This window comes from Arthrobacter sp. TJ-238 (assembly GCF_058269215.1).
Map to the genome: position 1 here is coordinate 332,830 of NZ_JBZCNH010000002.1, position 25,913 is coordinate 358,742.

The 25,913-nt window shown below is 69.0% G+C and carries 23 protein-coding genes and 1 pseudogene; 15 read left to right on the forward strand and 9 right to left on the reverse strand.

The window, feature by feature from the left end:
- Positions 1-118 precede the first annotated feature (118 nt).
- Positions 119-1,237 (forward strand): NAD(P)/FAD-dependent oxidoreductase, encoded by a 1,119-nt coding sequence (locus AC4D2O_RS04875; protein WP_490905487.1) that lies wholly within the window; start codon positions 119-121, stop codon positions 1,235-1,237.
- Between the two features lie 26 nt (positions 1,238-1,263).
- Here the strand turns inward: AC4D2O_RS04875 and AC4D2O_RS04880 are convergent, their stop codons facing one another.
- From AC4D2O_RS04880 to AC4D2O_RS04890, 3 genes are all read right to left on the reverse strand, one after another.
- Positions 1,264-2,361 carry a LacI family DNA-binding transcriptional regulator gene (locus tag AC4D2O_RS04880; protein WP_490905488.1) on the reverse strand — a complete coding sequence of 366 codons (1,098 nt, stop codon included), beginning with the start codon at positions 2,359-2,361 and terminating at the stop codon, positions 1,264-1,266.
- Positions 2,362-2,364: 3 nt separating this feature from the next.
- Positions 2,365-3,294 carry a PfkB family carbohydrate kinase gene (locus tag AC4D2O_RS04885; RefSeq protein WP_490905489.1) on the reverse strand — a complete coding sequence of 310 codons (930 nt, stop codon included), beginning with the start codon at positions 3,292-3,294 and terminating at the stop codon, positions 2,365-2,367.
- An 81-nt stretch (positions 3,295-3,375) separates the two neighbouring features.
- On the reverse strand, positions 3,376-4,371 hold the full coding sequence (locus AC4D2O_RS04890; RefSeq protein WP_490905492.1) for an SIS domain-containing protein: 996 nt from the start codon (positions 4,369-4,371) through the stop codon (positions 3,376-3,378).
- Positions 4,372-4,684: 313 nt separating this feature from the next.
- Between AC4D2O_RS04890 and AC4D2O_RS04895 the strand changes: the two genes are divergently transcribed.
- The 3 genes from AC4D2O_RS04895 to AC4D2O_RS04905 are packed head-to-tail and all read left to right on the forward strand — an operon-like array spanning position 4,685 to position 7,714.
- The gene (locus tag AC4D2O_RS04895) at positions 4,685-5,956 is read left to right on the forward strand and encodes an ABC transporter substrate-binding protein (RefSeq protein WP_490905493.1); all 1,272 of its coding nucleotides are present in this window, start codon (positions 4,685-4,687) and stop codon (positions 5,954-5,956) included.
- On the forward strand, positions 5,925-6,884 hold the full coding sequence (locus AC4D2O_RS04900; protein WP_490905494.1) for a carbohydrate ABC transporter permease: 960 nt from the start codon (positions 5,925-5,927) through the stop codon (positions 6,882-6,884). Before AC4D2O_RS04895 ends, AC4D2O_RS04900 begins: the two co-directional genes overlap by 32 nt.
- Positions 6,878-7,714 (forward strand): carbohydrate ABC transporter permease, encoded by an 837-nt coding sequence (locus tag AC4D2O_RS04905; protein WP_490905495.1) that lies wholly within the window; start codon positions 6,878-6,880, stop codon positions 7,712-7,714. Before AC4D2O_RS04900 ends, AC4D2O_RS04905 begins: the two co-directional genes overlap by 7 nt.
- A 29-nt stretch (positions 7,715-7,743) precedes the next feature.
- Here AC4D2O_RS04905 and AC4D2O_RS04910 read toward each other — a convergent pair whose 3' ends face one another.
- Together AC4D2O_RS04910 and AC4D2O_RS04915 are read right to left on the reverse strand one after the other, a co-directional pair.
- The gene (locus tag AC4D2O_RS04910) at positions 7,744-8,409 is read right to left on the reverse strand and encodes an SDR family NAD(P)-dependent oxidoreductase (RefSeq protein ID WP_490905497.1); all 666 of its coding nucleotides are present in this window, start codon (positions 8,407-8,409) and stop codon (positions 7,744-7,746) included.
- Positions 8,410-8,466: 57 nt separating this feature from the next.
- Positions 8,467-9,606: an ROK family protein gene (locus AC4D2O_RS04915; RefSeq protein ID WP_490905498.1), complete on the reverse strand. Its 1,140-nt coding sequence runs from the start codon at positions 9,604-9,606 to the stop codon at positions 8,467-8,469.
- A 60-nt stretch (positions 9,607-9,666) separates the two neighbouring features.
- Between AC4D2O_RS04915 and AC4D2O_RS04920 the strand changes: the two are divergent.
- From AC4D2O_RS04920 to AC4D2O_RS04930, 3 genes and pseudogenes are all read left to right on the forward strand, one after another.
- Positions 9,667-9,837 (forward strand): annotated as a pseudogene (locus tag AC4D2O_RS04920) (carbohydrate ABC transporter permease); the annotation flags it as partial.
- A 129-nt stretch (positions 9,838-9,966) separates the two neighbouring features.
- Positions 9,967-11,616, forward strand: coding sequence for a glycoside hydrolase family 13 protein (locus AC4D2O_RS04925; RefSeq protein ID WP_490905850.1), 1,650 nt, complete (start codon positions 9,967-9,969; stop codon positions 11,614-11,616).
- A 27-nt stretch (positions 11,617-11,643) separates the two neighbouring features.
- Positions 11,644-12,327, forward strand: coding sequence for a DnaJ family domain-containing protein (locus tag AC4D2O_RS04930; protein ID WP_490905499.1), 684 nt, complete (start codon positions 11,644-11,646; stop codon positions 12,325-12,327).
- A 22-nt stretch (positions 12,328-12,349) separates the two neighbouring features.
- On the opposite strand, the gene AC4D2O_RS04935 is transcribed toward AC4D2O_RS04930, so the two are convergent.
- Genes AC4D2O_RS04935 through AC4D2O_RS04945 form a run of 3 tightly spaced genes read right to left on the reverse strand, consistent with a single transcriptional unit; the run spans position 12,350 to position 15,413 of the window.
- The gene (locus AC4D2O_RS04935) at positions 12,350-13,033 is read right to left on the reverse strand and encodes an NADPH-dependent F420 reductase (protein ID WP_490905500.1); all 684 of its coding nucleotides are present in this window, start codon (positions 13,031-13,033) and stop codon (positions 12,350-12,352) included.
- Between the two features lie 44 nt (positions 13,034-13,077).
- A complete protein-coding gene (locus AC4D2O_RS04940; protein ID WP_490905501.1) occupies positions 13,078-13,827 on the reverse strand; it encodes a response regulator in 750 nt (249 codons plus the stop codon).
- Complete coding sequence (locus AC4D2O_RS04945) at positions 13,824-15,413, reverse strand: ATP-binding protein (protein ID WP_490905502.1); 1,590 nt, start codon at positions 15,411-15,413, stop codon at positions 13,824-13,826. The genes AC4D2O_RS04940 and AC4D2O_RS04945 overlap by 4 nt, the downstream gene beginning before the upstream one ends.
- A gap of 191 nt (positions 15,414-15,604) precedes the next feature.
- On the opposite strand from AC4D2O_RS04945, the gene AC4D2O_RS04950 reads away from it, so the two are divergent.
- From AC4D2O_RS04950 to AC4D2O_RS04965, 4 genes are read left to right on the forward strand one after another with little or no spacing between them, the layout of a single operon-like run.
- The gene (locus tag AC4D2O_RS04950; protein ID WP_490905503.1) at positions 15,605-16,612 is read left to right on the forward strand and encodes a Bug family tripartite tricarboxylate transporter substrate binding protein; all 1,008 of its coding nucleotides are present in this window, start codon (positions 15,605-15,607) and stop codon (positions 16,610-16,612) included.
- A 3-nt stretch (positions 16,613-16,615) separates the two neighbouring features.
- Entirely contained in the window at positions 16,616-17,158 is a 543-nt protein-coding gene (locus AC4D2O_RS04955; RefSeq protein WP_490905504.1) for a tripartite tricarboxylate transporter TctB family protein, read from the forward strand.
- Positions 17,151-18,800: a tripartite tricarboxylate transporter permease gene (locus AC4D2O_RS04960; RefSeq protein WP_490905505.1), complete on the forward strand. Its 1,650-nt coding sequence runs from the start codon at positions 17,151-17,153 to the stop codon at positions 18,798-18,800. The genes AC4D2O_RS04955 and AC4D2O_RS04960 overlap by 8 nt, the downstream gene beginning before the upstream one ends.
- A complete protein-coding gene (locus AC4D2O_RS04965) occupies positions 18,797-19,189 on the forward strand; it encodes a universal stress protein (RefSeq protein WP_490905506.1) in 393 nt (130 codons plus the stop codon). The genes AC4D2O_RS04960 and AC4D2O_RS04965 overlap by 4 nt, the downstream gene beginning before the upstream one ends.
- A gap of 99 nt (positions 19,190-19,288) precedes the next feature.
- On the opposite strand, the gene AC4D2O_RS04970 is transcribed toward AC4D2O_RS04965, so the two are convergent.
- On the reverse strand, positions 19,289-20,842 hold the full coding sequence (locus tag AC4D2O_RS04970; protein ID WP_490905507.1) for an HNH endonuclease: 1,554 nt from the start codon (positions 20,840-20,842) through the stop codon (positions 19,289-19,291).
- Between the two features lie 1,483 nt (positions 20,843-22,325).
- On the opposite strand from AC4D2O_RS04970, the gene AC4D2O_RS04975 reads away from it, so the two are divergent.
- From AC4D2O_RS04975 to AC4D2O_RS04990, 4 genes are read left to right on the forward strand one after another with little or no spacing between them, the layout of a single operon-like run.
- A complete protein-coding gene (locus AC4D2O_RS04975; RefSeq protein WP_490905508.1) occupies positions 22,326-23,477 on the forward strand; it encodes a glycosyltransferase family 2 protein in 1,152 nt (383 codons plus the stop codon).
- Between the two features lie 15 nt (positions 23,478-23,492).
- The gene (locus tag AC4D2O_RS04980; RefSeq protein ID WP_490905509.1) at positions 23,493-23,648 is read left to right on the forward strand and encodes a hypothetical protein; all 156 of its coding nucleotides are present in this window, start codon (positions 23,493-23,495) and stop codon (positions 23,646-23,648) included.
- Positions 23,645-24,433 carry a polysaccharide deacetylase family protein gene (locus AC4D2O_RS04985; RefSeq protein WP_490905510.1) on the forward strand — a complete coding sequence of 263 codons (789 nt, stop codon included), beginning with the start codon at positions 23,645-23,647 and terminating at the stop codon, positions 24,431-24,433. Before AC4D2O_RS04980 ends, AC4D2O_RS04985 begins: the two co-directional genes overlap by 4 nt.
- Positions 24,430-25,896: an ArnT family glycosyltransferase gene (locus AC4D2O_RS04990; protein ID WP_490905511.1), complete on the forward strand. Its 1,467-nt coding sequence runs from the start codon at positions 24,430-24,432 to the stop codon at positions 25,894-25,896. The genes AC4D2O_RS04985 and AC4D2O_RS04990 overlap by 4 nt, the downstream gene beginning before the upstream one ends.
- Positions 25,897-25,913: the final 17 nt, after the last annotated feature.

A 25,913-nucleotide genomic window follows, 5' to 3' on the forward strand; every position in this document is an offset into this window, starting at 1 on the left:
TTGCTGGTTGATGTGTTGTCGCCATTGTCCCGGACGAGGGCCCGGGATAGATTCGACGAGAGGAGTGAGACCGGTCTCACACGAGCCCGGCAAGATCACGGAGAGAAGGAACCAGACCATGAGTACGGCCCCCGCAGCACGCCGCGTCGCAGTCCTCGGCGGCGGCATCCTCGGAGTCTCGACGGCGGTGCACCTCCTGCGGGAGGGTGCGTCCGTCGTCCTGATCACGGAGTCCGACCTCGCGAGCGGAGCCTCGGGCAGGTCGCTGTCCTGGCTCAACAGTGCCGGCGAGCGGGCCACGCCGTACCACCAGCTGCGCATCGCGGGGATCGACCGGTACCGGACGCTGTTCGCCGCCGATCCGACCCGCGACTGGCTCCGCTTCGACGGTGGACTCCACTGGGCGGGTAACGGCGCGGACCAGGACACGGTGGCACGCCATGAGTACGAGAAGGCGCATGCCTATGACTCGGTCCTCGTGGCGCCCGCCGCGGTGGCTGACCACTCCCCGGGTATCAGTCCGGAGGCCGTCGGGGCCGTTGCGATCTTCAATCCCGGCGAGGGCTGGGTGAGCCTGCCGCACCTGATCGACTTCCTGATGGGGGAGTTCACGGCCCGTGGCGGCGAGCTCGTGACGAACGCCGGCGCGGCCCGCGTCCTGGTCGACCAGGGGCGCGCCGCCGGTGCCGTCACTCCCGCCGGGTCCTTCGCCGCGGACGGCGTCGTCATCGCCTGCGGACCGCAGACCCCCGCCGTCGTGGCCGAGCTGGGGGTGGAGATCCCCGACGCCTCGCCGGTGTCCATGCTCGTGACGACCGCTCCCGTGGAGCACCCTGTCCGCGCGGTCCTCAACACGCCGCGGGCGGCCGTCCGGCCGAACCCGGGCAATACCCTCGCGCTCGACCACGACTGGTACGAGCAGAGCATCACGCAGGACGCGGACGGCACGTACTCGATCCCCGTGGAGGTCGTGGGCGAACTGGCCGACGAAGCGGCCGCCCTGCTCGAGGGTCGGCCGCAGCTCACGGCGGCGTCGTGGAAGATCGGGCGCAAGCCTGTCCCCGGCGACGGGGAGCCCGTGCTCGGCGAGCTCGACGCCGTCCCCGGCTGCTTCGTGGCCTTCACGCACTCCGGCGCGACGCTCGGGCTGATCGCGGGCGAACTGCTGGCGGGCGAGATCATGACGGGCCGCAGGCACCCGATGCTGGAGACTTTCCGCCCGGGCCGCTTCGCCTGACCCTTTTCCGCCGGTGCGTCCTGAGATCAGGGCATCCGCGGGGGCGGCCCGATGGACGAGCGGGTCCTGAGCTCTGCCGGGAGCATGTGCAGGCGCGGCTCGTACTCGGACGCGCCGATGCGCGACACCACCTGGTCGACGGCGAGCCGTCCCATCTCGTCCACGGGCTGGGCGACCATGGTCAGCGGCGGCTGCATGACCGTCGCCCAGCTCGTGTCGTCGAAGCCCACGAGGGAGACGTCCCCCGGGTAGGAGAGACCCAGGCCCTGGACCGCGTGAAGGGCGCCGATGAGCGCCTCCGCCTCCGACGCGAAGAGAGCGGTGGGAGGGTCTTCCGACTGGAGCATCGCATGGGCGGCCTTCGCCGCGGACTCCTCCGTCTTCATCCCGGTGGTGACCAGGGCCGGCGCGTAGGGGATCCCGGCATCCTGCAGCGCATCCAGGTATCCGCGCAGCCGCTCGGCATCGCTCCACAGGCTCCGCGTGTTGACGGTCAGGAGTTCGTCCAGGGTCTCGATGCCGGCGTCGGTGGTGGGGCCCCACAGGAACCCGATGCGCCGATGGCCGGCCTCGATGAGTGCGCGGGTCACGCGCCGCGCCTCGGCCCGGTTGTCGACGACCACGGCGTCGAGATGCAGCCCGGGGATCAGCCGGTCGATCAGCACCACCGGCGTGCCGCGCCGGGTCGCCTCGGTGAGGTGCTCTGCCTCTGGGGCGCCGACCGCCGCGGAGGACACCACGATGCCGTCCACCTGCTTGTCGAGGAGGACCCCCACGGCGTGTCGCTCGGCCGCCAGGTCCTCGTAGGTGCTGATGACGATCACGTCGAGGTTCCGCGCGTTCGCCGCGTCGGAGGCGCCGCGGATCAGGCCCGAGAAGAAGGTGTTGCCGATGTCCGCGACGACGATCCCGAGCGAGTTCGTGACGCCGGTGGTCATGCTCCGTGCCAGGATGTTGGACCGGTACCCGAGGCGCTCGGCCGCGGCGAGGACACGCTCGCGGGCCACGGCGCTGACCGACCCGTAGCCGCCCAGCGTGCGCGCCGCCGTCGCCCGCCCGACGCCGGCCTCCGCCGCGACGTCGGAGATGGTGGGCGCGCTGCTGGAAGGATGCTCGGACGCCATGGGCTAATGGTAGCGAGGGAGCGGGACGCCGGAGTCGGCCAGCGCGGCCCGCGCGCCGTCCGGGTCCGCCTCCGAGAACGGCCAGCCGCGTCCGAACGCCCCCTCCACGGTGCACTGCCGCGCGGAGTACAGGGCGGCCGTCCGCATCGCGGCCGCCACGTCCACGGCATTCACTCGCCGGTCCCGGGACCAGCCGGCCCCCACCAGGTCGAGGAGGAAGGCGGTCAGGTACGCGTCCCCGCAGCCCATCGTGTCGACGATCGACGACGGTGGGACGAACTCCGCGCCGCCCTCGTGGAACACACCCCCGTCGAGGAAGAGGGCGCCGTCGGTGCCCCGCGTCGCGAGCGCGGAGCCGGCGCCGTGGCGGACCGCCGTCAGGAGGAGTTCGCGCGACTCGCGGTCGCTGAGGTCGGCGCAGGAGAACTGGCCCAGATCCACGGAGGGGCACACGGCGGCGAGATAGGCATCCGAGCGCCGGTCGTCGTCGGCGGAGAAGTCGAAACTCACGCGGGGGACGGCGGCCCGAACGGCCGGGAGGTGCTCCTCGATGCCGGAATAGACACTCGAGTGCACGACGTCGAACCGGCCGATGTAGTCGAGGTCCTCCGGGGACGGCCGCAAGGGCGCGCTCAGGGTGATCCCTCCGCCGTTCCAGTCCAGGAACCTCCGTTCGCCCTCCTCGAGCCGGATGTTGGTCCAGCCGCTCGGTCCGTCGCGGGTGACGGCGTGCGAGATGTCAACGGACTCGGCCAGCAGGGACTCCTTGAGGAGGTCGCCGAACCGGTCGGCGCCGAACACGCCGAGGTACGCCGACTCGGCCCCGAGGCGGCGCGCGAAGACGGAAAAGTTGACGCTGTTGCCGCCCGGATAGGAGGTGCGGCGGTCGATGAAGCGGTCGACGATGTTGTCGCCGAGGCCGAGAACGCGCATGGGTGCCTTGCTGCTCGAAGGAGGGACCATCGGCCGGGTGCCGTGCACCCGGCCGATGGTGGGATCATGCCGGAGGCCGGCTCAGTACTCCACGACCCGGTAGTACCGGCGCAGGTCGAGCGAGTGGTCGCGCTGCTTCTCGAGGTGCTTGCTGATCCGGCTCGTGATCGTGTCCATGACCAGCGGGCCGAGCAGGCCCCGGAACTCGTCGTCGATCCCTTCCAGCGGGTAGTCCGCCGTGTCGAGGACGGTGGTGGCCTTCGAGTACTTCTCGGAGAACGCGACGACGCGCTCCATGAGGGGGCGCGTCTCGTCCTCGCCGACGAAGAGCAGGACGCTCGTGTCCTCCTCGATCAGCTCGAGCGAGCCGTGGAAGAACTCCGCTCCGTGCACCCTCGTGGTGTGCAGCCACTGCATCTCCTCGAGGATGCACATCGAGTACAGGTACGCGTGGCCCCAGAGGTTCCCGCTGCCCACCACGAAGTGGAAGTCGGTGTCCCTGTGGCGTTCCGCGAAGGCCTCCGCCATCGGTTCGGCCTGGCGGGCCACGGCGACGAGGGCCTTCGGTACGGCCGGCAGCTGGTCAACCAGCTTGTCGTAGCCGGCGAACTCGCCGCGCTCCGAGAGGAAGCGCGTGGTGAAGAGCAGCAGGCCGAGATCGAAGGGCCAGGCGTCCGGCTCGGTGATGAGCGCGTGATCCACCGCCCGCGCGATCGGGCTGTCCGCGATCCCCGTGAAGCCGACGGTGCGGACACCGCGGTCCCGGCAGTACTCGATGCATCGGACGACGTCCTCGGTGGTGCCCGACGCCGAGGTGAAGACGGCTACCGCGCGCTCGTTCAGCAGGGCATCGCCGGAGAGGACCAGTTCCGCGGCGATGGCCGAGCGGACGGGGACGGTGGTGCTGCGGCGCATCAGGTGTTCGTAGGGCCACATGGCGGCGTAGGTTCCTCCCGACCCGACGAGGAAGACCGCTTCGACGCCGCCGAGGCCGCCGACGATGTCCTCGATCTGCGGCTGGAGGGCGAGGAAACTCTGGGCGCGTGTGAGGAACTGGTCCTCATCGAACTTCAGCATGGCGATCCCTTCGAAAGAGGCGAGAGTGACCAGTTGATACCGGTATCACCAGCACATCGTTGCACGGTGAATTCGCGGGCGTCAACCATTCCCGGCGAGATCCAGGTATCGGAACGCGTGCGGACAAACTTTGTGCCGAAGAGTCTGGTACCGGTATCAAAGTTGCGCTACTGTGATCCGCACCACGTGGAAAGGGCGGGCCGATCGGGCAGCCGCCGTCCGCAGGGAAGCTTCCGGGGAGGTCCCGGTCCATGAAGGAGGCTCGGCCATGAACAACGTCCGACTGAGAGTGTGCGCGGTATCCGCTGCGGTAATGATCGGCCTCACGGCCTGCGGAGGGGGGACCGACGTCGAGGCGGCCGACCTCACGGCCGAGCCCGAGTACGAGGGCACCCTCTCGATCCTCACGAAGTTCGGCGGCGAGCCGCTCTCGCCGTACTTCGAGGACCTGGCAGCCGAATACACGTCCATGCACCCGGAGGTCGATTTCGAGATCATCCAGGAGACCGACCAGAGCATCAAGGACAAGACGAAGACGCTCGTCGCCTCGTCCGCACTCCCGGACATCTACTTCTCGTGGACCGGCGACTACGCGGACAAGTTCATCGAGGGCGGCCTGGCCACGGACCTCACCTCCGTGCTGGCGCCGGATTCCGAGTGGGGGAGCACCTTCGGGGCCGCGTCGCTGGATGCGTTCGCGAAGGACGGGAAGTACTTCGCCGTCCCCCTCTACAACAACGGCAAGTTCATGGGCTACAACAAGGCAGTCTTCGACGCGGCGGGCGTCGCCGTCCCCACGACGTTCGAGGAGCTGATCGCCGCCTGCCCGAAGCTCGAGGCGCAGGGCGTGGAGCCGCTGGCGTTCGGGAACAAGGACGGCTGGCCCGGGCTGCACTTCCTCCAGCAGCTCTTCGCCTACAACGTCCCGCAGGACGTCCTCGAGAAGGACTTCGACCCCGCCACGGCCACCTGGGACCACCCGGGGTACGTGAAGTCGCTCGAGGAGTTCCAGACGGTGGTGCAGGACTGCACCGGTACCGGGACCGACTCCAACGGCGTGCTGTACTCGACGGCGCAGCAGGCGCAGTCGTCCGGTCAGGCCGCCATGTACTTCCAGGAGATCCTCGAGTTCGACTCGGTGGTCACCGAGTCCTCCGCGATCACGGCCGAGGACTTCGGGATCTTCGCGCTCCCGGCACCCGAGGGAGCCGAGGGCGATCCCACTGCGCTCGAGGGCTCACCCGAGGGCATGATGGTCAACGCCAAGTCCCCGCGCCAGGCCCTCGCCGTCGACTTCCTCCGGTTCGTCACCAGCAAGGCCAACGCCGAGACGCTCGCCGGTGCTCCCTACAGCCAGCCGAGCACGATCGTCGGCGCCGTGTCGGACGCGACGGCGAGCCCCGCCGTCGTCGAGGGTGTCACCCAGCTGAACGAGGCCGGCTACCTCCTCGGCTGGCTCGACGCCGTCACCGTGCCCGATGTCGCCGACGCATGGCTCGCCGGCGGCGAGGCCCTCGTGTCCGGATCCGAAACCCCCGAAGAGGTCCTGAGCAATGTCCGCGCCGCTTCGGACAGCGCCGAATAGGACGGCGGCCGCACCACTGCCTCTCCACGCCGTGGAGGCAGCGGTGCGGCGCCGCCGCAGGCCCCGCGGCTGGGCATGGGTCGCACCGGTGCTCCTGCTGCTGGGTGTGTTCGTGTACCTCCCGCTGCTGCAGAACCTGCAGTACAGCGTCATGAAGTGGGACATCTACGCAGGGGGCTCCACCTTCGTCGGGCTGGCGAACTACGAGAAGCTCGTCGGCGACCCGGTGTTCTGGCGCGCACTGTTCAACAACTCGGCCTATGCCGCCGTCTCCCTGGCCTGCCAGGTCTTCGGTGCGCTGCTCCTGGCCGCGCTGGTGGAGGGCCTGCGGTCCGAGCGGTGGCGGCGGGCGCTCCGGGCCATCTACTTCGTCCCGTCCGCGATCTCCCTGACGGTCGCAGGGCTGCTGTTCTACTTCGTCTACGAACCGGAACTGGGCATCCTCAACGCGCTCCTGAGGGGCGTGGGGCTGGACACCCTGACGCAGGCCTGGCTGGGGCAGGAGGGCACGGCGATCTGGGCCGTGATCGCGATGAGCCAGTGGCAGGGCTTCGGCTACTCCACGCTGCTGTTCGCGATCGCCATCCAGCGGATCCCGCAGGACCTCTTCGACGCGGCGTCGCTCGACGGCGTCGGCCCGATCCGGCGGTTCTTCCAGGTCACCGTCCCCCTCACCCGCGAGATGACCGGACTGATGATCATCGTCACGCTCTCGGGGGCGTTCCAGGTGTTCAACGAGGTCATGGTCATGACCAGCGGCGGTCCCAACAACTCGAGCCAGGTCCTGGTGACGTGGCTCTACCGCATGGGGTTCGGCCGGAACGACTTCGGCTACGCGGCGGCCATCGCCACGGTGATCTTCGTGCTGACGCTCGGCATCGCACTGCTGCAACTGGCCATCACACGGAAGAGGAGAGTGGAATGGTGAGCCGATCGACTGTCCTCGGCGTGATCCTGCGGACCTTCGTCGCGTCCTTCCTGCTCGCCCTGGCCGTCGTCGTGGTCTACCCGCTGCTCTGGATGGTCCTGAACGGCTTCAAGACCAACAGCGAGCTCTTCGGGAACCCCTTCGCGCTGCCGCTCCAGTTCACCTGGGAGAACTACGCCAAGGCGTGGAACCGCGGTGTGAGCAGCTATCTGATGACCAGCATCCTCGTGACCGTGACGTCGACGGTCGCCACCGTCTTCATCAGCGCCTGGGCCGCGTACGGCCTCACGCGGATGCAGATCCCCTTCAGCCGGACGGTCCTCGCGCTGATCCTCGGCGGCCTGATGCTGGCCCCCGCCGTAGCGCTGATCCCGCTCGTCCGGATGTTCCAGGCGCTCGGCCTCTACAACACGTTCTGGGCGCTGCTGATCCTGTACGTGGCCTTCCGGATCCCGTTCACCACGTTCCTGATCCGCGCGTACATGGTCGACCTGCCGCTGGAGATCGACGAGGCGGCGGCCGTGGACGGGGCCGGCAAGGCGAGGGCGTTCTGGAGCATCGTCCTGCCCATGTGCAAGCCGATCCTCGTCTCCAGCGTGATCCTGAACATCCTCTTCACCTGGAACGAGTACCTGTTCGCGATGGTCTTCACCAGCGGGGGAGACCTGCAGACGCTGCCCATCGGGCTGACCAACCTGATGAGCAAGCACGGGACCGAGTACCCCGTGGTCTTCGCGGGCATGACCATCGCGGCCGTCCCGGTCATCCTGCTCTTCTTCCTCACCCAGAAGTACTTCGTCAAGGGACTCGCGGACGGCGTCGGGAAGTAGCGCGAGGCCGGACGCGAGCGCGAGGGGTGTCAGTCGGCGCTGACTTGATGGCGGAATGTGTCCCGCCTGGTGTGCAGGCCCCAGAGGAGGTCGGCGAGGACGTTCGGGTCCTTCTCCGGGTCGCCCTCGATGATCCGTCCGCCGATGATGAGCTGCGACACCTGGATGCCCTCTTCGCCGAGCACCTCGTGGAGGAGCTGCGCGTAGGCGGCCTGGCCGGCGAACGCCACCGACGTCCCCGTGACGGACCGTCCGGGCTTCACTGCGGATCCGCCGTTGACGAAGAGGATGGTGCCGCGGTTCTCGCCGAGGAACCGCATGCCGGGCAGCACCTGGTGGACGGCGGCGACGGGTCCGTAGATGGAGAACTCGATGGGACCGCGAAGGTCGGCGGGTGTCGTCTCGAGGACGGGCCGCATGAAGTCCTTCTGGGGGAGGGGGCTGTACTGCAGCACCTCGATGGGGCCGAGGGTCTCGGTCGCCGCCTCGAGTGCGGCGGTGATGGAATCGGGGTTTCGGACGTCGGCCGTGAAGCCGCGAGCGTGGATCCCTTCCTTGCCGAGATCCTCCGCGAGGGCGTCGAGCTTGCCCTGGTTGCGGGAGATGAGCGCGACGGAGAATCCCTCGGCTCCGAAACGCCGTGCCACTGCGGCTCCGAGGCCGCGTCCTGCTCCGATGATTGCGAGAGTTGTCATGTCCGGTTCAAGAGCATCCGGGCCGTAATCATTCCGTGACCCGCCGAGGGCCCCGTCCTAGTGCAGCGTGCCGAGGATGATGCGCTGGATGACCACGGCGGCGGCACCGCGCGCCCACTGGGCGAAGTCCGAGGGCCGGCGGCTCAGGCGGAGGGGTGAGGCCTCGGGATCACGGTGGTAGGCGATGGCGTCCCGGAGCGCGGTCTCCGCGACGTCCGCGAGGTCCATGCCCTCACCCGAGAGGACCACGAGGTCCACCATCGTCAGGTTCGCGACCGCCGAGACCAGCAGGCCCAGCGACAGGCCGGCCGACTCGACGACGGCGCCCGCCACCGGATGGCCCGCTGCCGCGAGGTCGAGGATCTCCGCGTACGACAGCTGCTCCCCGGTGGTCGCGGCGAACCGGGAGCGGATGGCGGGGATGGTGAGCACCGCCGAGGAGCACCCGCGGTGCCCCTCCATGCACCGGGGCCCGGACGGGTCGAGGGGATAGTGGCCCACGAGGCCCAGGCCGGCGTCGGGCGGGGCGATGACCACGTCGTTGATGACGAGGCCGTAGCCCACACCCGCACCCACCGTCAGGACGGCGAAGTTCCGCTCCCCACGCCCGGCGCCGAACCACTGCTCGGCGACCGTGAGCGCCACGACGTCGTTCTCCACGGCGACGGGCAGCCCGGTCCGCTGCTGCAGGAGTTCGGCGAGGGGGACGTCGCGCCACCCGAGGAACGGGGCGCGCAGCACCATCCCGTCGGGACCCACCTTGCCGCCGATGCTGATGCCGATGCCGCTGAGGCCGTCGAGAGGGCCGAGGTCCGCGACGGCGTCGAGGATGGCCCCGAGGACGTCCTGCACGTCGTGGCCGGGCAGCGCCCGTTCGCTCGCACCGACGACGTCGGACTTCAGGTTGGTGGCGACCGAGGCGGCGGTGTCCCCGGTGAGCTTGACGCCGACGAACCGGTGGGAGTCGGGGCTGATCTCCAGGGGGCGGATGGGCCGCCCGATCGAGGCGACGGAGGCTCCGTCCGCTTCGCGGAGCATGCCGGAGTCGAGCAGGGGCTTGCTGAGGCGCGTGAGGCTCGCGACGGACAGGCCGAGGCGTGCCGCGAGGTCGCCGCGCGAGATGGGGCCGCGGATGAGGACTTCGCGCGCGAGCGCCCTGGCGGGGCTGGAGGGGGCGAGGGAGGTGACCGCGTCCATGGGTTTCCGTTCACACGAGGGGACTTATTTTCAGGTTAGCGCTGATGCTTCCCCCCGGGACCGTCGGCCCGGACACCGCCGCTGGCACAGTTCACCTTGCAGGGGCAATCCAATACCGACTACCCGGTGGCATTCGCGTAGTACCTCATGGCGATGGCACCGTTGTTGGTGGTGTACCTGTTCGCACAGCGCTGGGTGATCTCGGGCGTGATGCGCGGATCGTCCAGGTAGCACCCTTCCCCGATCGTTCTCCGAACCACCGTCGAAAGGCCCGCCCCCGTGACTTCCACCGTCGATCCCGACGTCGAATCCGCCGTCGACGCCACTGCGGAGCTCTCCGCCGATGCTCTCGCCGAGCGCATGCAGGACCCGCACTGGTGGCGGCAGGCGGCCGTGTACCAGATCTACCCGCGCAGCTTCGCCGACTCCGACGGCGACGGCATCGGTGACCTGAAGGGCATCACATCCCGGATCCCGTACCTCGCGTCGCTCGGCGTGGACGCCGTCTGGCTCAGCCCGTTCTACCCGTCGGCGCTCGCCGACGGCGGGTACGACGTCGACGACTACCGCGACGTGGACCCCAAGCTCGGCACGCTCGAGGACTTCGACGCCATGATCGCCGCGCTGCACGCGGCCGGCATCAAGCTCGTCGCGGACATCGTGCCCAACCACACCTCCGACCGCCATGCATGGTTCCGGGAGGCGCTGGCCTCACCCCGGGGATCGGCTGCCCGCGAGCGGTACATCTTCCGTGACGGGCTCGGCCCCGACGGCGCCGAGCCGCCCTCGGACTGGGACTCCGTGTTCGGCGGCCCGGCCTGGGAGCGCACGGAGGACGGCCAGTGGTACATGCACATCTTCGCCCGCGAGCAGCCGGACCTGAACTGGGACAACAGGGAGGTGCGCGACGACTTCCTGAAGACCCTGCGCTTCTGGTCCGACCGCGGCGTTGACGGGTTCCGCGTGGACGTGGCCCACGCCCTGACGAAGGACATGAGCGAGCCGCTGCCGTCCAAGGCGGAGCTGGGACCCGAGGGCGGCAACAACCGCGGGAAGCACCCCTTCTGGGACCGCGACGAGGTGCACGAGGTGTTCGCCGAGTGGCGCACGGTGTTCAACGAGTACACGCCGCCGCGCACCGCGGTGGCCGAGGCGTGGGTGCACGCGGACCGCCGCGCCCGCTACGCCAGTCCCGAGGGGCTCGGCCAGGCGTTCAACTTCGACCTCCTGAAGGCCGACTGGAACCCCTACCAGTTCCGCGAGATCATCACGAAGAACCTTATCGAGGCCACGTCCTCCGGCGCGTCGTCCACGTGGGTCTTCTCCAACCACGACGTCGTCCGGCACGCCACGCGCTACGGTCTGCCGCCCGCCGGCCCCGAGAACGAGGACGGCCAGGACGGCGCGGCGTGGCTCATGAGCGGCGGCACCGAGCCGCAGCTCGACCGTGAGCTCGGGGAACGCCGCGCGCGCGCCGTCTCGCAGCTCATGCTCGCCCTGCCCGGCTCCGCCTACCTCTACCAGGGCGAGGAGCTGGGCCTGCACGAGGTCGCCGACATCGCCGACGAGGACCGCCAGGACCCCACGTTCTTCCGCAACAAGGGGGTCGACGTGGGCCGGGACGGCTGCCGGGTGCCGCTGCCCTGGACGCGGGACGGCAGCTCCTTCGGCTTCGGCTTCGGCGGCGCGCACCTGCCGCAGCCCGGATGGTTCGGCGAGTACGCCGTCGAGGTGCAGGAGGCAAACCCGTCTTCCCACCTCAGCTTCTACCGCCGGGCGCTTGCACTGCGGCGCGAACTGCAGGGGGAGGAGGACTTCGCATGGGTCGACGAGCCGTCCGACGACGTCCTGCACTTCACGCGTCCGAACGGCTGGCACAGCATCACCAACTTCGGGTCCGTGCCGGTCGACCTGCCCGAGGGGACCGTGCTGCTGAGCAGCTCACCGCTCGAGGACGGCAGGCTGCCGGGCGACACGACGGCGTGGCTGGTCCAGCGTCCGACCGGCTGATCCAGGGTCCGGCGCCGGGAGAATCGGTTGCGGGGCCGCCTGCGACCTCGGGATACTGGGAGGACCGGCAGCACCAGGCGGAGGGGTAGCGGTATCAGCGGATTCCGGGAGAACGAGGAGAGGCTGCGCAGGGCGGCCCAGGTCCGGGCTGCCCGCGGGACGGGGGACGCGAGCGATGCGCTGGCCGAACTGGAACGGCAGGATGACGAGGACGCCGCCGACGGCGAGATGGCACCGCTGCGTGAGGGCGAGGACGAGGTCAAGCGGGCCCGCCTGATCGTGGACCGCGCCGTGGCCCGCGGCGACTTCGACAACCTGGTCCTCGCCGGCAAGCCCATCCCTGGACTGGGCGAGGCGCACGACCCCGACTGGTGGGTCAAGGGCCTGATCCAGCGCGAGAACATCACGGGGCTCGGCCCCGCGGCCATCATGCTGCGCAGGGAGGACTCCGAACTGGACGGCCGACTCGACCGCCAGTACACCGAGCAGCAGGTCCGCGAGATCCTCGACGACTTCAACTACCGAGTGATCGACGCACGGCGCCAGCTCCTCGGCGGGCCGCCCGTCATCACCAAGCTCCGCGACGTCGACGCCGAGGTGGAGCGCTGGCGCGACCGAAGGGAAGCGGCCCGCCGGGCAGCCGAGGCCGAGGCGCCGCCCGAGCCTCCGAAGGCGTCCTTCTGGCGGCGGATCTGGCGCGGCAGGAACTGACAGGGCAGGACCGAGCCAGGGGCTACATGTCGGCGTAGCGCCTGGCCTGCGCGAGCGCCTCGCGCATCCCTGCGGCGTCGTGCACCGTCCCGTACGCGGGGGTGTCGCGCTGGTAGCGCCAGCCCTCGGCGAGGGGACCCGCGTCCACCGCGTCGAAGCCGAACTCGTCGAGGAGCTCCACGACTGCCTGCTTCGCGTCCGAATCGTCGCCCGCGACGGGCAGCGCCCGGCGGTTCGGTGTGCCGGCCGGTGCCCCGTCCGTGGTCAGCTGCGAGGCGGCGATGTTGTTGAAGACCTTGACCACGGACGAGCCCGGCAGGTGGCGCTGCACGAGCTCGCTCGTCGTCGTGCGCTCGTCGTCCAGCTCGGCGATCCGGCCGTCCCTGGACTCGTAGTAGTTGCAGGTGTCGATCACCAGCTTGCCCACGAGGGGCTCCACCGGCACGGTGTCGAGGGCCTTCAGCGGGATGGTGACGACGACGACGTCCCCCTCGGTCGCCGCCTCCTGCGTGGTCCCGGCGCGCGCCGCGTCGCCGAGCTCGCCGATCAGGTCGGAGAGGGTATCCGGGCCGCGGGAGTTGCTCATGATGACCTGGTATCCGCGCCCGACCGCGAGGCGTGCGAGCTGCGAGCCGATATGGCCGCTGCCGATGAAGCCGATGGTGCTGCGCCGGGCATCCGTCCGGTTCGTCCTGTTCTCGCTCATGTCCAGCACAACCGTCCTGGTCGGCAGTTATTCCTCCTGCCCGCTCACCCGCGGGCGGCGCCGTCCGTCCAGACGTAGAACTTCTCCGGACGCCCCGCCGATCCGTACTGCGGGACGATCCGCGCCTGCCCCCGCGCCACGAGGAATTCCAGGTACCGACGGGCGCTCACGCGCGCCATTCCGAGGCGCTCGGCCACGTCGGACGCCGAGGTCCCGCGGCCCTGGCTGCGCAGGTCCAGCATGACGGCGTCGAGCGTCGGCGCGGAGAGGCCCTTGGGCGTGGTGATCGTGGCGGTGGCCGACGGCGCTCCGCCCGCCCGGGTTCCCGCCGTCGTGCGCAGGAGCTGGTCGATACGCCCCTGGTCGAGGGCCGCCGAGCCGTCCGCCGCGTGGGTGTCGAGGTCGCGGCGGTAGGCCACATAGGAATCCAGCCGCTGGTTCAGCACTGCAGCGCTGAACGGCTTCACGAGGTAGTGCAGCACCCCGCCGGCGACGGCCGCGCGGACGGTGTCGAGCTCCCGGGCGGCAGTGATGGCGATGACGTCCAGCGGGTCGCCGGGCCGGTTCCGCAGTGCGCGCAGCACGTCGATGCCCGTCATGTCGGGCAGGTGGATGTCCAGCAGCACGAGGCGCGGCCGCAGGGTCTCGGCGAGCTCCAGCGCCCGCGCACCGGTGTGCGCGGCGCCGACGACGTCGAACGCGCCGTGCGCGAGCAGGAACCCGGTATGGATCCCGGCCACCTCGTGGTCGTCGTCGACCACCAGGGTGGGGATCGGGGCAGGCGCGGCGGTCATGGCACCTGCAGGTGGGGTCTCGGGGCGTCGACGAGCGACGGTGCGAGCCAGACCGTGAATTCGGCTCCGCCGAGGTCGGATTCGTCGACGACCACGTGTCCCGACCGGCGGCGGGCGATCCGGTCCACGAGCGCGAGGCCGAAGCCGCGCGTCCCGGTGGAGCCGCCGTCCTTGGTGGAGTAGCCCGAGGAGAAGATGCCGTCGACGTCCTCGGGGGCGACGCCGGGACCGTTGTCGGCCACGGTGATCCTGGTGTGGTCCTCGTCGGCGAGGTGCACCGCGATGAGCCCATCGGGTCGTCCGCTGCCGGTCACGGCCTCCATCGCGTTGTCGATGAGGATGCCGAGCACTGTGACGACGTCGGTGGTGCCGTCGGGTTCGAGCACCGAGGTGTCGTCGATGGTCAGGGTGATGCCCTTCTCCGCTGCGATGGTGCTCTTGGTCATGAGCAGGCTCGCGGCGTCCGGATCCTGGATGCCGGGTGCGATGCTCCCGGACACGAGCGATCCGCCGTGCCCGGAGCGGGAGATGAAGTCGACGGCCTGCGCCGTGCGGCCGAGCTCGAGCAACCCGGAGATGGTGTGCATCCGGTTCGCGAACTCGTGGGCCTGGGCCCGCAGTGCCTGTGTGGCGTCGCGCTCGCCGTCGAGGTCCGTGAGCAGCTGGTAGAGCTCGGTGCGGTCGCGGAGGATCATGACGCGGCCCACGCGCTTGCCGTCCACGAGGGCGTCCGTCGTACGGGCGAGGAGCACGCGCTCGCCGGACAGGACGGTCTCGTCCGTGTCGGCGGGGTCGGTGAGCACCCGGGCGAGGGCCGGTTCCATGACGTCCGCCGCCGGCCTGCCCGTCGCGGCGTCGTCGAGCTCCAGCAGCCTCTTCGCCTCGTCGTTGAGCAGCGCGATCCGGTGGTGCTCGTCAATGGCGACCACGCCCTCGCTGATGCCGTGGATCATGGCGTCGCGCGTCTCCAGGAGGGACGCGATCTGCTCCGGTTCGAGGCGGTAGATCCGCCGCCAGACGAGCCGGGAGATCCAGATCGCTCCCGCCGAACCGACGAGCGCGGCCACGATCAGCCACGCCAGCAGGCGGGGGAGGTCCTCGTAGAGGTCGGCGTCGAGCTCGGACTCCAGGGTGCCGACCGACGCCGTGCCGATGATGGCGCCGTCGCTGTCGAAGATGGGGACCTTCACGCGCCAGGACTTACCGAGCGTGCCGGTCTGCGTGCCCACGAAGGTGGCACCGGAGAGAGGCACCGACGGATCGGTGGAGACGACCTGGCCGATGAGCTCCGGATTGGGGTGGGAGTAGCGGATGCCGTCCTCGTCCGTGACGACCACGTAGGTGACGCCCGTGGACTGGCGGATCAGGTCGGCGATGGGCTGGATCGTCGCGCTGGGATCCGCCTCGTCGAAAGCATCGATGACCGAGGGCAGTTGCGCCACCGACTGCGCGACGCCCACCATGCGGTCCTGGTACTGCTCCCGGATCTGCTGGCGCTGCATGGCGACGGCGGTGGAACCGGCGACGGCGACGATCACGAGCACGATGGCCAGCTGCAGGAGGAACAGCTGTGATCGAAGCGACATCGACCTGATCATCTCCATAGTGTGACACGCCTGGGCGCGTCACACCGGGGCGGCGTCGGACCCTGCCTGGCCCGTGGGACCACAAAGACCAATACGAGCACTACGACCGCATGCTTTACCGTCCGTCAGCAGCCTCCCTAGCCTGAAACCAGCAGTGGTGACCCCCATCACATCTCAAGGAAGAGAACACCATGATGATCGAACGCACGACGACGCGCCGCTCGGCCCTCGCATCCCTCGCCCTCGTCTCCGCGCTCGCCCTCTCGGCCTGCGGCTCGATGACGGAGAGCACCACCGCCGGGGACGCGGAAGGCACCATCGAGAAACTCAACATCGTGGTTCCCGCCGATCCGGGTGGAGGCTGGGACCAGACGGGCCGGGCCATGGAGGCCGACCTCAAGGAGAACGACCTCGTGGGCAACGCCTCCGTGGTCAACGTCGGCGGCGCCGGCGGCACCAACGGCCTCGCCCAGCTCGCCACCGAGACCGACCCGAACACGCTGATGGTCATGGGCTACGTCATGGTCGGGGCCGTGGAGACCAACAAGGCCGCCACCCGCATCGAGGACACCACCCCGATCGCCCGGCTCACCGAGGAGCCCCTCGTGATCGTGGTCCCCGCGGACTCGCCGTACCAGACCATCCAGGACCTCCTCGACGACATCGAGGCCAAGGGCAAGGGCGTCTCCATCACGGGCGGCTCGGCGGGCGGCGCGGACCACATCCTCGCCGGCTCGGTCCTCAAGGAGGCCGGCATCTCCCCGGACAGCCTCAACTACATCCCCTACTCCGGCGGCGGTGAGTCCCTCGCAGCGCTGCTCGGCAACAAGGTCAACGCCGGCGTCTCCGGCGTCGGCGAGTACGCGGAGCAGGTCGAGGCCGGCAAGCTCCGGGCGCTCGCGGTGTCCGGTGACGAGGCCGCCCCGCAGCTGCCCGACACCCCGACCCTCACCGAGGAGGGCGTGGACGTCGTGCTCACCAACTGGCGTGGCGTCGTCGCTCCCGGGAACATCGACGAGGCCCAGGCCGAGAAGCTCACGCAGCTCGTGACCGACCTGCACGCGACCGACACCTGGAAGGCCACGCTCGAGGAGAACAACTGGTCGGACGCGTTCCTGTCCGGCGAGGAGTTCCAGACCTTCCTCGACGAGGACATCACGAGCGTCAAGACGACCCTCACCGACATCGGACTGCTGTAGCCCATGAGTACCTCCATCCAGAACAACCCCGGGAGCGGCACCACCACCGCTCCCGGCAAGCCGATCGGTGAGCTGGTCTTCGCGCTCCTGATCGTCAGCATCGGCGTCGTCGGATTCGTGGCCGGTGCGGGGATCCAGACCCCCACCTCGGCCAGCGACATCGGACCCCGCGCGTTCCCCTACGCCGTCTCGGCGCTGCTCGTCGCCGTCGGCGTGGGCCTGGTGATCCAGGTGCTCCGCGGCCACCGCGGCTCCGCGGACGAGGGCGAGGACGTGGACCCCGACGCGAAGACCGACTGGCTGACCGTCGGGAAGCTCGCCGGGTTCGTCCTGCTGCATGCGTTCCTGATCGTCCCGCTCGGGTGGCCCCTCGCCGCGGCCATCCTCTTCTTCGGTGCCGCCTGGTCCCTCGGGGCCCGCCCCTGGTGGCGGAACCTCGTGACCGCGATCGTCCTCGCCCTGGTGGTGCAGTTCGTGTTCGGCGGCCTCCTCGGCGTCTCCCTGCCTCCGGGCTTCCTCGAAGGGCTGGGTGTCTTCGGTGGATAGCTTCTTCCTGCTGATGGAGGGCTTCGCCACGGCGATGCAGCCCATGTACCTCCTCTTCGCACTCGGCGGGGTGCTCGTCGGCACCGCCGTCGGCGTGCTGCCCGGCATCGGCCCGGCCATGACGGTCGCCCTGCTCATGCCCATCACGTACAGCCTTGAGCCGACGGCGGCGATCATCGTGTTCGCCGGCATCTACTACGGCGGCATGTACGGCGGGTCCACCACATCGATCCTGCTCAACACGCCCGGCGAATCATCCTCGATCGTCACGGCGCTCGAGGGCAACAAGATGGCCAAGGCCGGCCGGGGAGCGGCAGCGCTCGCGACCGCGGCGGTCGGCTCGTTCGTCGCCGGCACCATCGCGACCGTCCTGCTGAGCTTCCTGGCCCCGTACGTCGCCGCCTTCGCCGTGCAGATCGGCCCCGTCGAGTACGTGGCCCTGATGATCGTCGCCTTCCTGACGGTCGGTGCGCTCCTCGGTTCGTCGGTGCTGCGCGGACTCGCGTCCCTCGGCCTCGGCCTGTTCATCGCCCTCGTGGGCTTCGATGCCCTGACCGCCCAGCAGCGGTACACCTTCGGCAGCCCGTTCCTGGCGGACGGGATCGACGTCGTCCTCGTGGCTGTGGCGCTCTTCGCCGTCGGCGAGGCGCTCTACGTGGCCTCTCGGCTGCGGCACGGGCCCATCAAGGTGATCCCGGTGACGGGCGGCTGGACGAGCTGGCTCCGCAAGGACGACCTCCGCCGTTCCTGGAGGCCCTGGCTCCGCGGGACGTTCATCGGCTTCCCGGTGGGCACCATCCCGGCCGGCGGCGCCGACGTCGCGACCTTCCTGTCCTACGCCTCCGAGCGCAAGCTCGCCAAGGGCGAGAACAAGAAGCAGTTCGGCAAGGGCGCCATCGAGGGTGTCGCCGGTCCGGAGGCCGCGAACAACGCGGCCGCTGCCGGCGTGCTGGTGCCCCTGCTGACGCTCGGCATCCCGACGACCGCGACGGCCGCCATGATGCTCGTGGCGTTCCAGCGGTACCAGATCCCGGTGGGCCCGCAGCTCTTCGAATCGAACAGCACACTCGTCTGGGCGCTCATCGCGAGCCTCTACGTCGGCAACCTCATGCTCCTCGTCCTGAACCTGCCGCTCGTGGGCATCTGGGTCAAGATCCTCCAGATCCCGCGGCCCTACCTGTACGCGGGCATCCTTGTGTTCGCCGTGCTGGGCGCGTTCTCGGTGAACTTCACGCCGATCGACGTGATCATCCTGCTGATCGTCGGCATCCTCGGGTTCTTCATGCGGCGCTTCGGCTACCCGATCGCGCCGATGGTGGTGGGCCTGATCCTGGGTCCGATCTTCGAGAGCCAGCTGCGCCGGTCGCTCGCCATCTCGCAGGGTGATCCGGTGGCCCTCATCCAGTCGCCGGTCGCAGCGACCATCTACGTGGTCCTGATCGTCATCTTCGCCCTCTCGTTCCTGCTCAAGCGGCGTCAGCGCCAGTTCGAGGCGATGGTTGCGGCGAACGCCGACGCGTCGGACGTCGTCCGCGGTTCCGCGGAGCCGTCCGAAGGAGTTCCGACGGAAGCGACGGCGGCGACGACCACAACTGCTCCGACGACCTCGAGCACCCCCGACCGGAAGGACACCGACCGATGAGCGCCATCGTGGTGGGCTACGTGCCCAACGCCCTGGGGGAGGCCGCCGTCGCCGAGGCGGTGGAGGAGGCACGACGCCGTGGGGCCGAGCTGGTGGTCATCAACACCACGCGGGCCGACCGCCTCGTCAACCCGGCCTACGCCGACTCCGAGGATGTCTTGAAGCTGGAAGGCATGCTCAGCACCACCGGAGTGCCCTACTCCATCCGCCACAGCATCTCGGAGGCGACGGCGGCGGAGGAGGTCGTCGACACGGCGGAGGAACTGTCCGCGGAGCTGATCGTGATCGGGCTGAGGCATCGCACGCCGGTCGGCAAGCTCATCATGGGGTCGACGGCGCAGACCATCCTGCTGTCGGCGCCGTGCAACGTCCTGGCGGTCAAGCTCTGACGCGGTGATCGTCCGCGGTGGGATCCTCCGTGATGTAAGCGCCCGCGACCCGGCGGCCGTGCGAAGGCACGACTGCCGGGTCGTTGCTCTGCCCGGTCCCTAGGCGGCGACGAGGTCCACGATGAAGTCGACCACCGAGTGGGTGAACGGCCGCGTCCGCCGGAGCCGAGGCGAGCCGGGCAGTGGAGGCGCGTTGGAGACGTAGGTGTGCCCGGTGGGGGTGCGGTACTCGATCGCGTGCCGTGGGCCGGGCAGGGGCCGAGATGACCAGCCGGGAGCTTCCTTGACGTAGTTGCAGCTCTCGCACAGGCCCTGCCCGCCGTCGGCGTCCGTGGTCCCGGTGATGCGCCACGGGACGATGTGGTCGGCATGCCGGATCGGCGCATCACAGTACGGCGTGCGGCAGGTCGCGTCCCTCGTGGCAATCAGGCGCCGAAGCCCGGGTGGGAACAGGCGGGCACGGGAGTCCATCGCCACCAGCCGGCCGGTCTCCGGGGCGGTGTAGAGCCGGCGCAGCCACGCCTGAAGGGCGGCGTCGGTCGATTCCGTTCCGTCCGATGGGTTACCGGTGCCCTCCATGCGCTTCTGTGCGCCGCCCCGAACGAGATCTCGGGCTACCTGGGCCGGGACGGTTCCGTAGCCGGGGAGATAGGCCGGCTCGCTGTCGCCCTGGAGCAGGGTGCGATCGGTCATGATCAGCTGGACCTCCGTCCGCCCCACTCCTGCGGGCGAACCGGTGAGACGTCCGACGAAGGCGTCGGCCATCAACTGGCCGCGGCCGCGCCCGTGGCTGCCGCCCCCGCCGATCTCGGCGTCGGCATGGCGGGACAGGGCGGAGTACGCGCTGATGGCGTCGGCGGCGGGGAGCAGGGCTGTCAGGTAGGCCATGGTGTCCGGAGCGGGCCGGCAACTGACGTGGCGCTCACCGACGGCCTTGCGGGCTCGAGCCACGGCGGCCTCCGGCTCGAGGCGGTAGGCGATCGTGCGTGTCCTGTTCCTCAGGCCCCGGGTGCCGACGCCATCGAGCGCGCCGGTATCGGCCGCCAACTCCGAATCCACAGCGTGCCTGTTCCCGGTGCTGAGGCAGACGGTCTCGCGGACGATCTGCGTGGCGCGCCACTCGTTTAGGACACCCGTCTGCAGAGCCCTGAGCGTGCGTGGCATATCGGCCACCAGGATTCGAGCGAAGCCCAGCAGCCGCGAGCCCTGGTGCGGGGATTCGCGCCGTGCCAGCGCGACTTCCGCGCCTACGCCCCGCCCGCGCTGATTGGCCGGCACGCCGGCGGCTGCCTCCGCTCGTCGTCGAGCGGTGTCCAGCGCCAGGGCCGCGAGGGCCTGGTCGGCCGCTATCGCACTCTTCAGGTCCTCGAGCGCCCGCAGGTGCGAGATGAGCGCCTCCTCGTGCCCCTCCGGGATGGCATCAGGGATTGCATCCGGGACGGCAACGGTGGTCGGTCTGCCGCAGGACGCGCAGGCCACGTCGGGATCGGGGTCCGCAGCATCACCCGGCGGGGTACCAGCGGGAAGCGACGCCGAGAGGTTCTTCGGGGCTGCGAGGCTCGCTATCCATCCGTGTACCACGGACGTGTCCACGGCCGGCACGTAGGCACCGGGGGAGTGGTTGTCCTGAGCGCCTCCGCCGTTGTGGAACATGTATTCTATTGTACTCTTTGTGATTTAGAACACAATGGCTAATTCTGCTCTGCGGGAGGCCCCCGCAGCACCGGCGACTGCCCCAGGCGTTCGCGCGAACAGCTCGGGTGCGATGTCGTCCGGGTCGCGGAACTCCAGGATGTAGCCCGCCCCGATCCTCGACCGTGAAGGCATGTGAGGCGCCGGCGGGGGAGCGGTCCGGCCGCACCTGCTGAGCGTGCTCGCCGGACACAGTGAGGAGCCGATGCGAGATCGTCCGCGCGGGATATCAGACGGGTCAGGACAAGCACACTCGGAATCAGCAACTTCGTCTACCTGTTCCCGAATTCGAACTACTCGCAAATCCCCTTCAATTCCCCCATTTCGGTACTTCCAGCTCCTACCAATCCTCCAAGAGGCAGAATTCGGCACCCCGGATAAACCCCCAAGGTTGGCATGAATCACGTGTCCCGTGAATCGATGCACTCGATCGAGGCCGTGAATCCCAGGGGTGGAATCAACCCACCGGAAACGCATTCTCGGTGAAAGACCCGATGGAATCACGCATGTACGACGTGGCTCCGAAGCGAGCGCCGAGTCGGTCGGTGGTCGCCGCGCGATAGGGCCGACTGCGCAATTGCGGGCGCCCTGAATGGGTACTCCTGCTTCAACTCTTCGGTGTTTCATCGGGGCCGTGCTCCCATCACCGTCTGGCCGTCGAGTACTGAGGAAATTTCTTCAGGATCACTCCGCAGGGGTCCATCCATCACGGCCATGAAGGGCCGGCGCCGGATCGATTGCGCAGGTCAGGGCGCAGTTGACGTTGCCCTCCGCCCCATTGCGAGTTGCCGCCGGCCGCTGGCTGTGTGTCCTCGTGGAGCCCTGGCACCTGCGCTGTCGCACCGTGCAACGACGTCGTGACCCGGCGCCTATTCACGCCGGGAATGGTTCGAACCATTCCGTCCCGAGGTCCGTCCCATTTGTGATGAACGACACTCCGAGCGCCAGGGAAGAATTGCCCCCTGTCCATTGATGGTTCGGCTACGCGGATACGAGTAGGAGGCGCCAGGCGTATCGGGGCAAATAACCCGGAAAGGACAGGGAAGGGACTGCCATTCGTTTGTCGGGCCGTCGCAGGCGTACCGAGTAAAGCGGTTCAGTCGGGCAAGTAGTCCCCGACGGAAGTGGAGTAGCACCTACTGGTGATCGAGTCGGAGAACCGGCACAAGCTTTGTCGTGAACGCAAATCAATTGTCCAATCAGCTGTAGTCCGGCTGTCGAGAGGGCAGTCGTGAAGCGCTTTCCTGATTGCGCACAAGCGCATTCTGTCTCGTCGCGAGCCCTTGGGCTCGTGGTCTCACTTCAAGAGGAGCGCAGTCATGACTGCCACTACCGCTACGCCCCCCGCCCGGGCCTCTGAACCGCAGGAGAGTCCCCGGCCGGAGCAGGAACGGCCCAGGGTCCCGTGCAGCCGCTGCGCGGAGGTTCAACATGGAGGCCCGTCGTGCAACTGACAGCGGACCAGTTCTCCGTCGGGGGTACCGAACACCCCGTCGACCCTGGAACTCACGGCCTGGACCTGTCCGGCCTGAACCGGCCGGGGCCCCGCATCGTGTCGCTCATCCCGGCGCACAACGAGCAGGACGGCATCGTCAAGACCGTCCGCAGCCAGTTCGCACAGACCATCGAACCCGCGCTGGTCATCGTCATGGCGGACAACTGCACCGACGACACCGTGCGACTGGCCCGCGAGGCCGGCGCGCAGGTGGTGGAGACGGTGGGCAACAAGGCCAAGAAGGCCGGCGCACTCAACCAGGGACTGGCCCTGGTCATGCCGCTGCTCGACGACGGGGACTACATCCTGGCCCAGGACGCGGACGGCGAACTCAGTAACGACTTCGTCAAGAACGCCCTGTGGGCCTACGACGTGAAGCCGAACCTGGGCGGGGTGTCGGGATGCATCATCGCCCGGACTCCCAACAACTTCATCGAACGCGCCCAGGCCATCGAGTACGCCCGTGGCACCCGCCTCATGGGGCGTCAGGGTGGCAAGGTGCACGTCCTGTCCGGTGCCGCCTCGCTCTTCCCCGTGCACGTCTTCCGGGCGATCGCCGACGCACGCGGCACGACGCTTCCGGGCGCCGCCGGGAGCGTCTACATGGAGGACTCGCTCACCGAGGACTACGAGTTGACTCTCGCGATCAGGCACCTCGGCTTCGACTGCACCAGCACCAAGCGCTGCCCGGTGGTCACCGACGTCATGCCGACGATCCGGGACCTCGAGGTCCAGCGCCTGCGCTGGTACCGAGGGGCCATGGAGTCGCTGTGGCTCTACGGCTGGAACAAGATCACCCGCCGCACCTGGGGTGGGGTCGCGTTCACGTTCTTCTCTTCCCTGCTCTTCCCGGCCGCGCTGCTCGCGCTGGTCCTGAGCTGGCTGCTGTGGGACATCACCCCCAATCCGTACTACTGGTTCCTCCTGCCCATCTTCATGGCGGAGAACATCGTCACCGCGTACCGGACCAAGGACAGGGCGTCGATCCGGACGGCCATCTTCTTCGTCCCTCTGTGGCTCTATGACAACGCCATGTTCATCGTGTACTGGCGTTCCCTGCTAGGAGCCGTGCGCCGCGAGGCGCGCGTCTGGATCACCTGAGAGGAGGAAAACCAAATGTACGGAGCAAACGGAAGTCTCGCTGCAACCGGCGCCTCGGCCACCGCACTTGCAGCCACCGGGCTGGATGTGTTCTGGATCATCGTCTCCGGCGTGGCGTTCATCATGGCCGGCGTCGTGTTGACGCGGCTGCGCCCCAAGGAGGAGTTTTGAGCCGCTCGGCGGCCCTGCGTGTCAGGGCCGCCGTCGCGGTGCTCGTGCTGACCGTCATGGGCTGCGCGAGCCAGGAACCACTACCACCCATTCCCATTCCCCGGTCCGAGAATCCGGCCGAGGCCGCGGACATGAGTCACCTGCCGGAGCTGACGGCTCCCACCGCTTGTGCCGGCTATGTGGCGCTGACGTTCGACGACGGACCCACGGAGTTCACCTCGGACCTCCTGGCCGTGCTCGCCCACTACGAGGTCCCTGCGGTGTTCTTCAACAACGGCGTCCAGGAGCGGGCACGCCCCCGCGAAGTGGAGCGCACGAAGACTGCGGGTCATCAGCTGGGCAACCACAGCATGACCCACCCCGACCTGCTGTCCATGGATCTGGAGGCGGCCCTCGCCGATATCGACGCGTCGACGGTCGTGCACCGCGACCTCGGGCATGAACCCCCGACGATGTTCCGCCCGCCGTTCGGCAACACCAGCCCCGAACTCAGGGCAGCCGTCGAGGGCCGGGGAATGATCGAGGTCCTGTGGACCGTCGACTCCAAGGACTTCGAAGCCACGACCGCGGAGCAGGTGGCCGAGCAATCCAAGGGCATGACGGACGGCGGGATCCTCCTCCTGCACGACGGCAAAGCCCTCACCGTGGACGCGCTGCCCCTGATCATCGAGCACTACTGGGCGCAGAACCTGTGCTTCGGCCAGGTCGTCACCGCTGACACAGAAATTCCCACTGCCTGGTTCGGCTTGACCCACCGGGCACGAGCAAGCAAGCAGGAGCCATGACCACAGCGACCCTGATGCGTTCCGAAGCATCGCAGATCACCCCAGCAGCCCGCCCGCCCATGAGCCGCGCGAAGAGGCAATGGCTGCTCCTGGGCCTCGTCCTCGCCTACGGCGTCGCGCTCGCGGTCCGTCTGCGCAACACCGCCTTCATCGACGAGGCGCTGTACATCAATGCGGGCAATGCTTATCTGGACTACTGGTTCGAGGGCCGTCCACTCGGTGACGCCGGTGCCTTCTTCTCGGGTCTGCCCGCGCTCTATCCCGTGCTGGCAGCGCTGCTGGACTCCGTGGGGGGCCTCTACCTCGTGCGGGCGTTCAGCCTGCTGTGCGTACTCGGCACGGCTATGGCCCTCTACGGCACGGCGCGGCACCTGTGGGGCAAGCGCGCAGGCCTGCTGGCCGCGGCCACCTTCATGCTGTCCGGCCCGGTGATCTTCACCGGCTGGCTCGGCACGTTCGATGCCCCGGTGATCTTCCTGCTCGCCGCGGGTCTGTGGATCGGCCTCACCCGGAAGGGCTACCCTTCGGCCGTCCTGCTCGGCGCCCTGCTGGCCCTGGCCGCCATGACCAAGTACACGGCCGGCATCTTCGTGCCGGTCGTGCTCGCAGCGACGCTCGTCCTGGGCGTTTTCGGAGCGCGTCGCGCACTCGTCGCCGCCGGAGTGGCGCTCGGCATCCTGGCCACCCTGTGGGCGGCATGGGGGGAGAGCATCGCCCGGGACGTCGCCTTCACCACCACCGATCGGACCGCCCTGTCCCCGACCACCACGGGGACCCTCCTGGGTCTGGTCGGCGATCACCTGATCGTCGTCCTGCTGCTCGCAGTGGTGTCACTTGTACTCATGGTCCGAGCCGGCGACCGGCGGCTGCTGATCCTGGGCTCCGGTTTGGTGCTCGCGTCGATGGCGCTGCCCATCGGCCAGATGATCCTGGGTGAGGCGGTCTCGTTCGAGAAGCACCTGGCCTACTCGGTCATGCTCCTCGCGCTCCCCGTCGGGTGGGGCCTGGCGCGCTTCTCCCGCTACCCGCTGATGGTCACTCCCGTCGTGATCACAGTGATGATCATGGCGTTGTTCCCCCTGGTGCGTGCCGATGCGATGTATCGCTGGACCAACGTCCAGAGCGTGGTGGCGGCGATCGAGTCCGACCCCCGGGAGGGGCTCTACATCAGCTCATCCACCGACGCCCTCGACTACCACACGAGCGACCTTCCGGGCCTGGCCTGGGAGACGACGTTCGAGCTCTACTTCGAGGGCGAGGGCAGCATCCGCTCCGCCATCGATGACGAGCGCTACCAGGCGGTGATCCTCCGCAGCTCCACCCTGGGGAACCCGGAGCAGGACGCCGCACAGGCCGTGCTCCTGGACGCCCTCGAGGAAAGCTCCGTCTACTCTCTGGCCTTCGAGCCATTCCCTGCGTCGCCCGCCCCGGGCGACAACTGGCTCATCTACACCCGTGGCTGATTCGTCATGGGAAAAGA

Coding starts and splice junctions, on each gene's coding strand:
- AC4D2O_RS04875 (WP_490905487.1), top strand. CDS start 119: ATGAGTACGGCCCCCGCAGCACGCCGCGTCGCAGTCCTCGGCGGCGGC.
- AC4D2O_RS04880 (WP_490905488.1), bottom strand. CDS start 2,361: ATGGCGTCCGAGCATCCTTCCAGCAGCGCGCCCACCATCTCCGACGTC.
- AC4D2O_RS04885 (WP_490905489.1), bottom strand. CDS start 3,294: ATGCGCGTTCTCGGCCTCGGCGACAACATCGTCGACCGCTTCATCGAC.
- AC4D2O_RS04890 (WP_490905492.1), bottom strand. CDS start 4,371: ATGCTGAAGTTCGATGAGGACCAGTTCCTCACACGCGCCCAGAGTTTC.
- AC4D2O_RS04895 (WP_490905493.1), top strand. CDS start 4,685: ATGATCGGCCTCACGGCCTGCGGAGGGGGGACCGACGTCGAGGCGGCC.
- AC4D2O_RS04900 (WP_490905494.1), top strand. CDS start 5,925: ATGTCCGCGCCGCTTCGGACAGCGCCGAATAGGACGGCGGCCGCACCA.
- AC4D2O_RS04905 (WP_490905495.1), top strand. CDS start 6,878: ATGGTGAGCCGATCGACTGTCCTCGGCGTGATCCTGCGGACCTTCGTC.
- AC4D2O_RS04910 (WP_490905497.1), bottom strand. CDS start 8,409: ATGACAACTCTCGCAATCATCGGAGCAGGACGCGGCCTCGGAGCCGCA.
- AC4D2O_RS04915 (WP_490905498.1), bottom strand. CDS start 9,606: ATGGACGCGGTCACCTCCCTCGCCCCCTCCAGCCCCGCCAGGGCGCTC.
- AC4D2O_RS04925 (WP_490905850.1), top strand. CDS start 9,967: ATGCAGGACCCGCACTGGTGGCGGCAGGCGGCCGTGTACCAGATCTAC.
- AC4D2O_RS04935 (WP_490905500.1), bottom strand. CDS start 13,033: ATGAGCGAGAACAGGACGAACCGGACGGATGCCCGGCGCAGCACCATC.
- AC4D2O_RS04940 (WP_490905501.1), bottom strand. CDS start 13,827: ATGACCGCCGCGCCTGCCCCGATCCCCACCCTGGTGGTCGACGACGAC.
- AC4D2O_RS04945 (WP_490905502.1), bottom strand. CDS start 15,413: ATGTCGCTTCGATCACAGCTGTTCCTCCTGCAGCTGGCCATCGTGCTC.
- AC4D2O_RS04950 (WP_490905503.1), top strand. CDS start 15,605: ATGATGATCGAACGCACGACGACGCGCCGCTCGGCCCTCGCATCCCTC.
- AC4D2O_RS04955 (WP_490905504.1), top strand. CDS start 16,616: ATGAGTACCTCCATCCAGAACAACCCCGGGAGCGGCACCACCACCGCT.
- AC4D2O_RS04965 (WP_490905506.1), top strand. CDS start 18,797: ATGAGCGCCATCGTGGTGGGCTACGTGCCCAACGCCCTGGGGGAGGCC.
- AC4D2O_RS04970 (WP_490905507.1), bottom strand. CDS start 20,842: ATGTTCCACAACGGCGGAGGCGCTCAGGACAACCACTCCCCCGGTGCC.
- AC4D2O_RS04980 (WP_490905509.1), top strand. CDS start 23,493: ATGTACGGAGCAAACGGAAGTCTCGCTGCAACCGGCGCCTCGGCCACC.
- AC4D2O_RS04990 (WP_490905511.1), top strand. CDS start 24,430: ATGACCACAGCGACCCTGATGCGTTCCGAAGCATCGCAGATCACCCCA.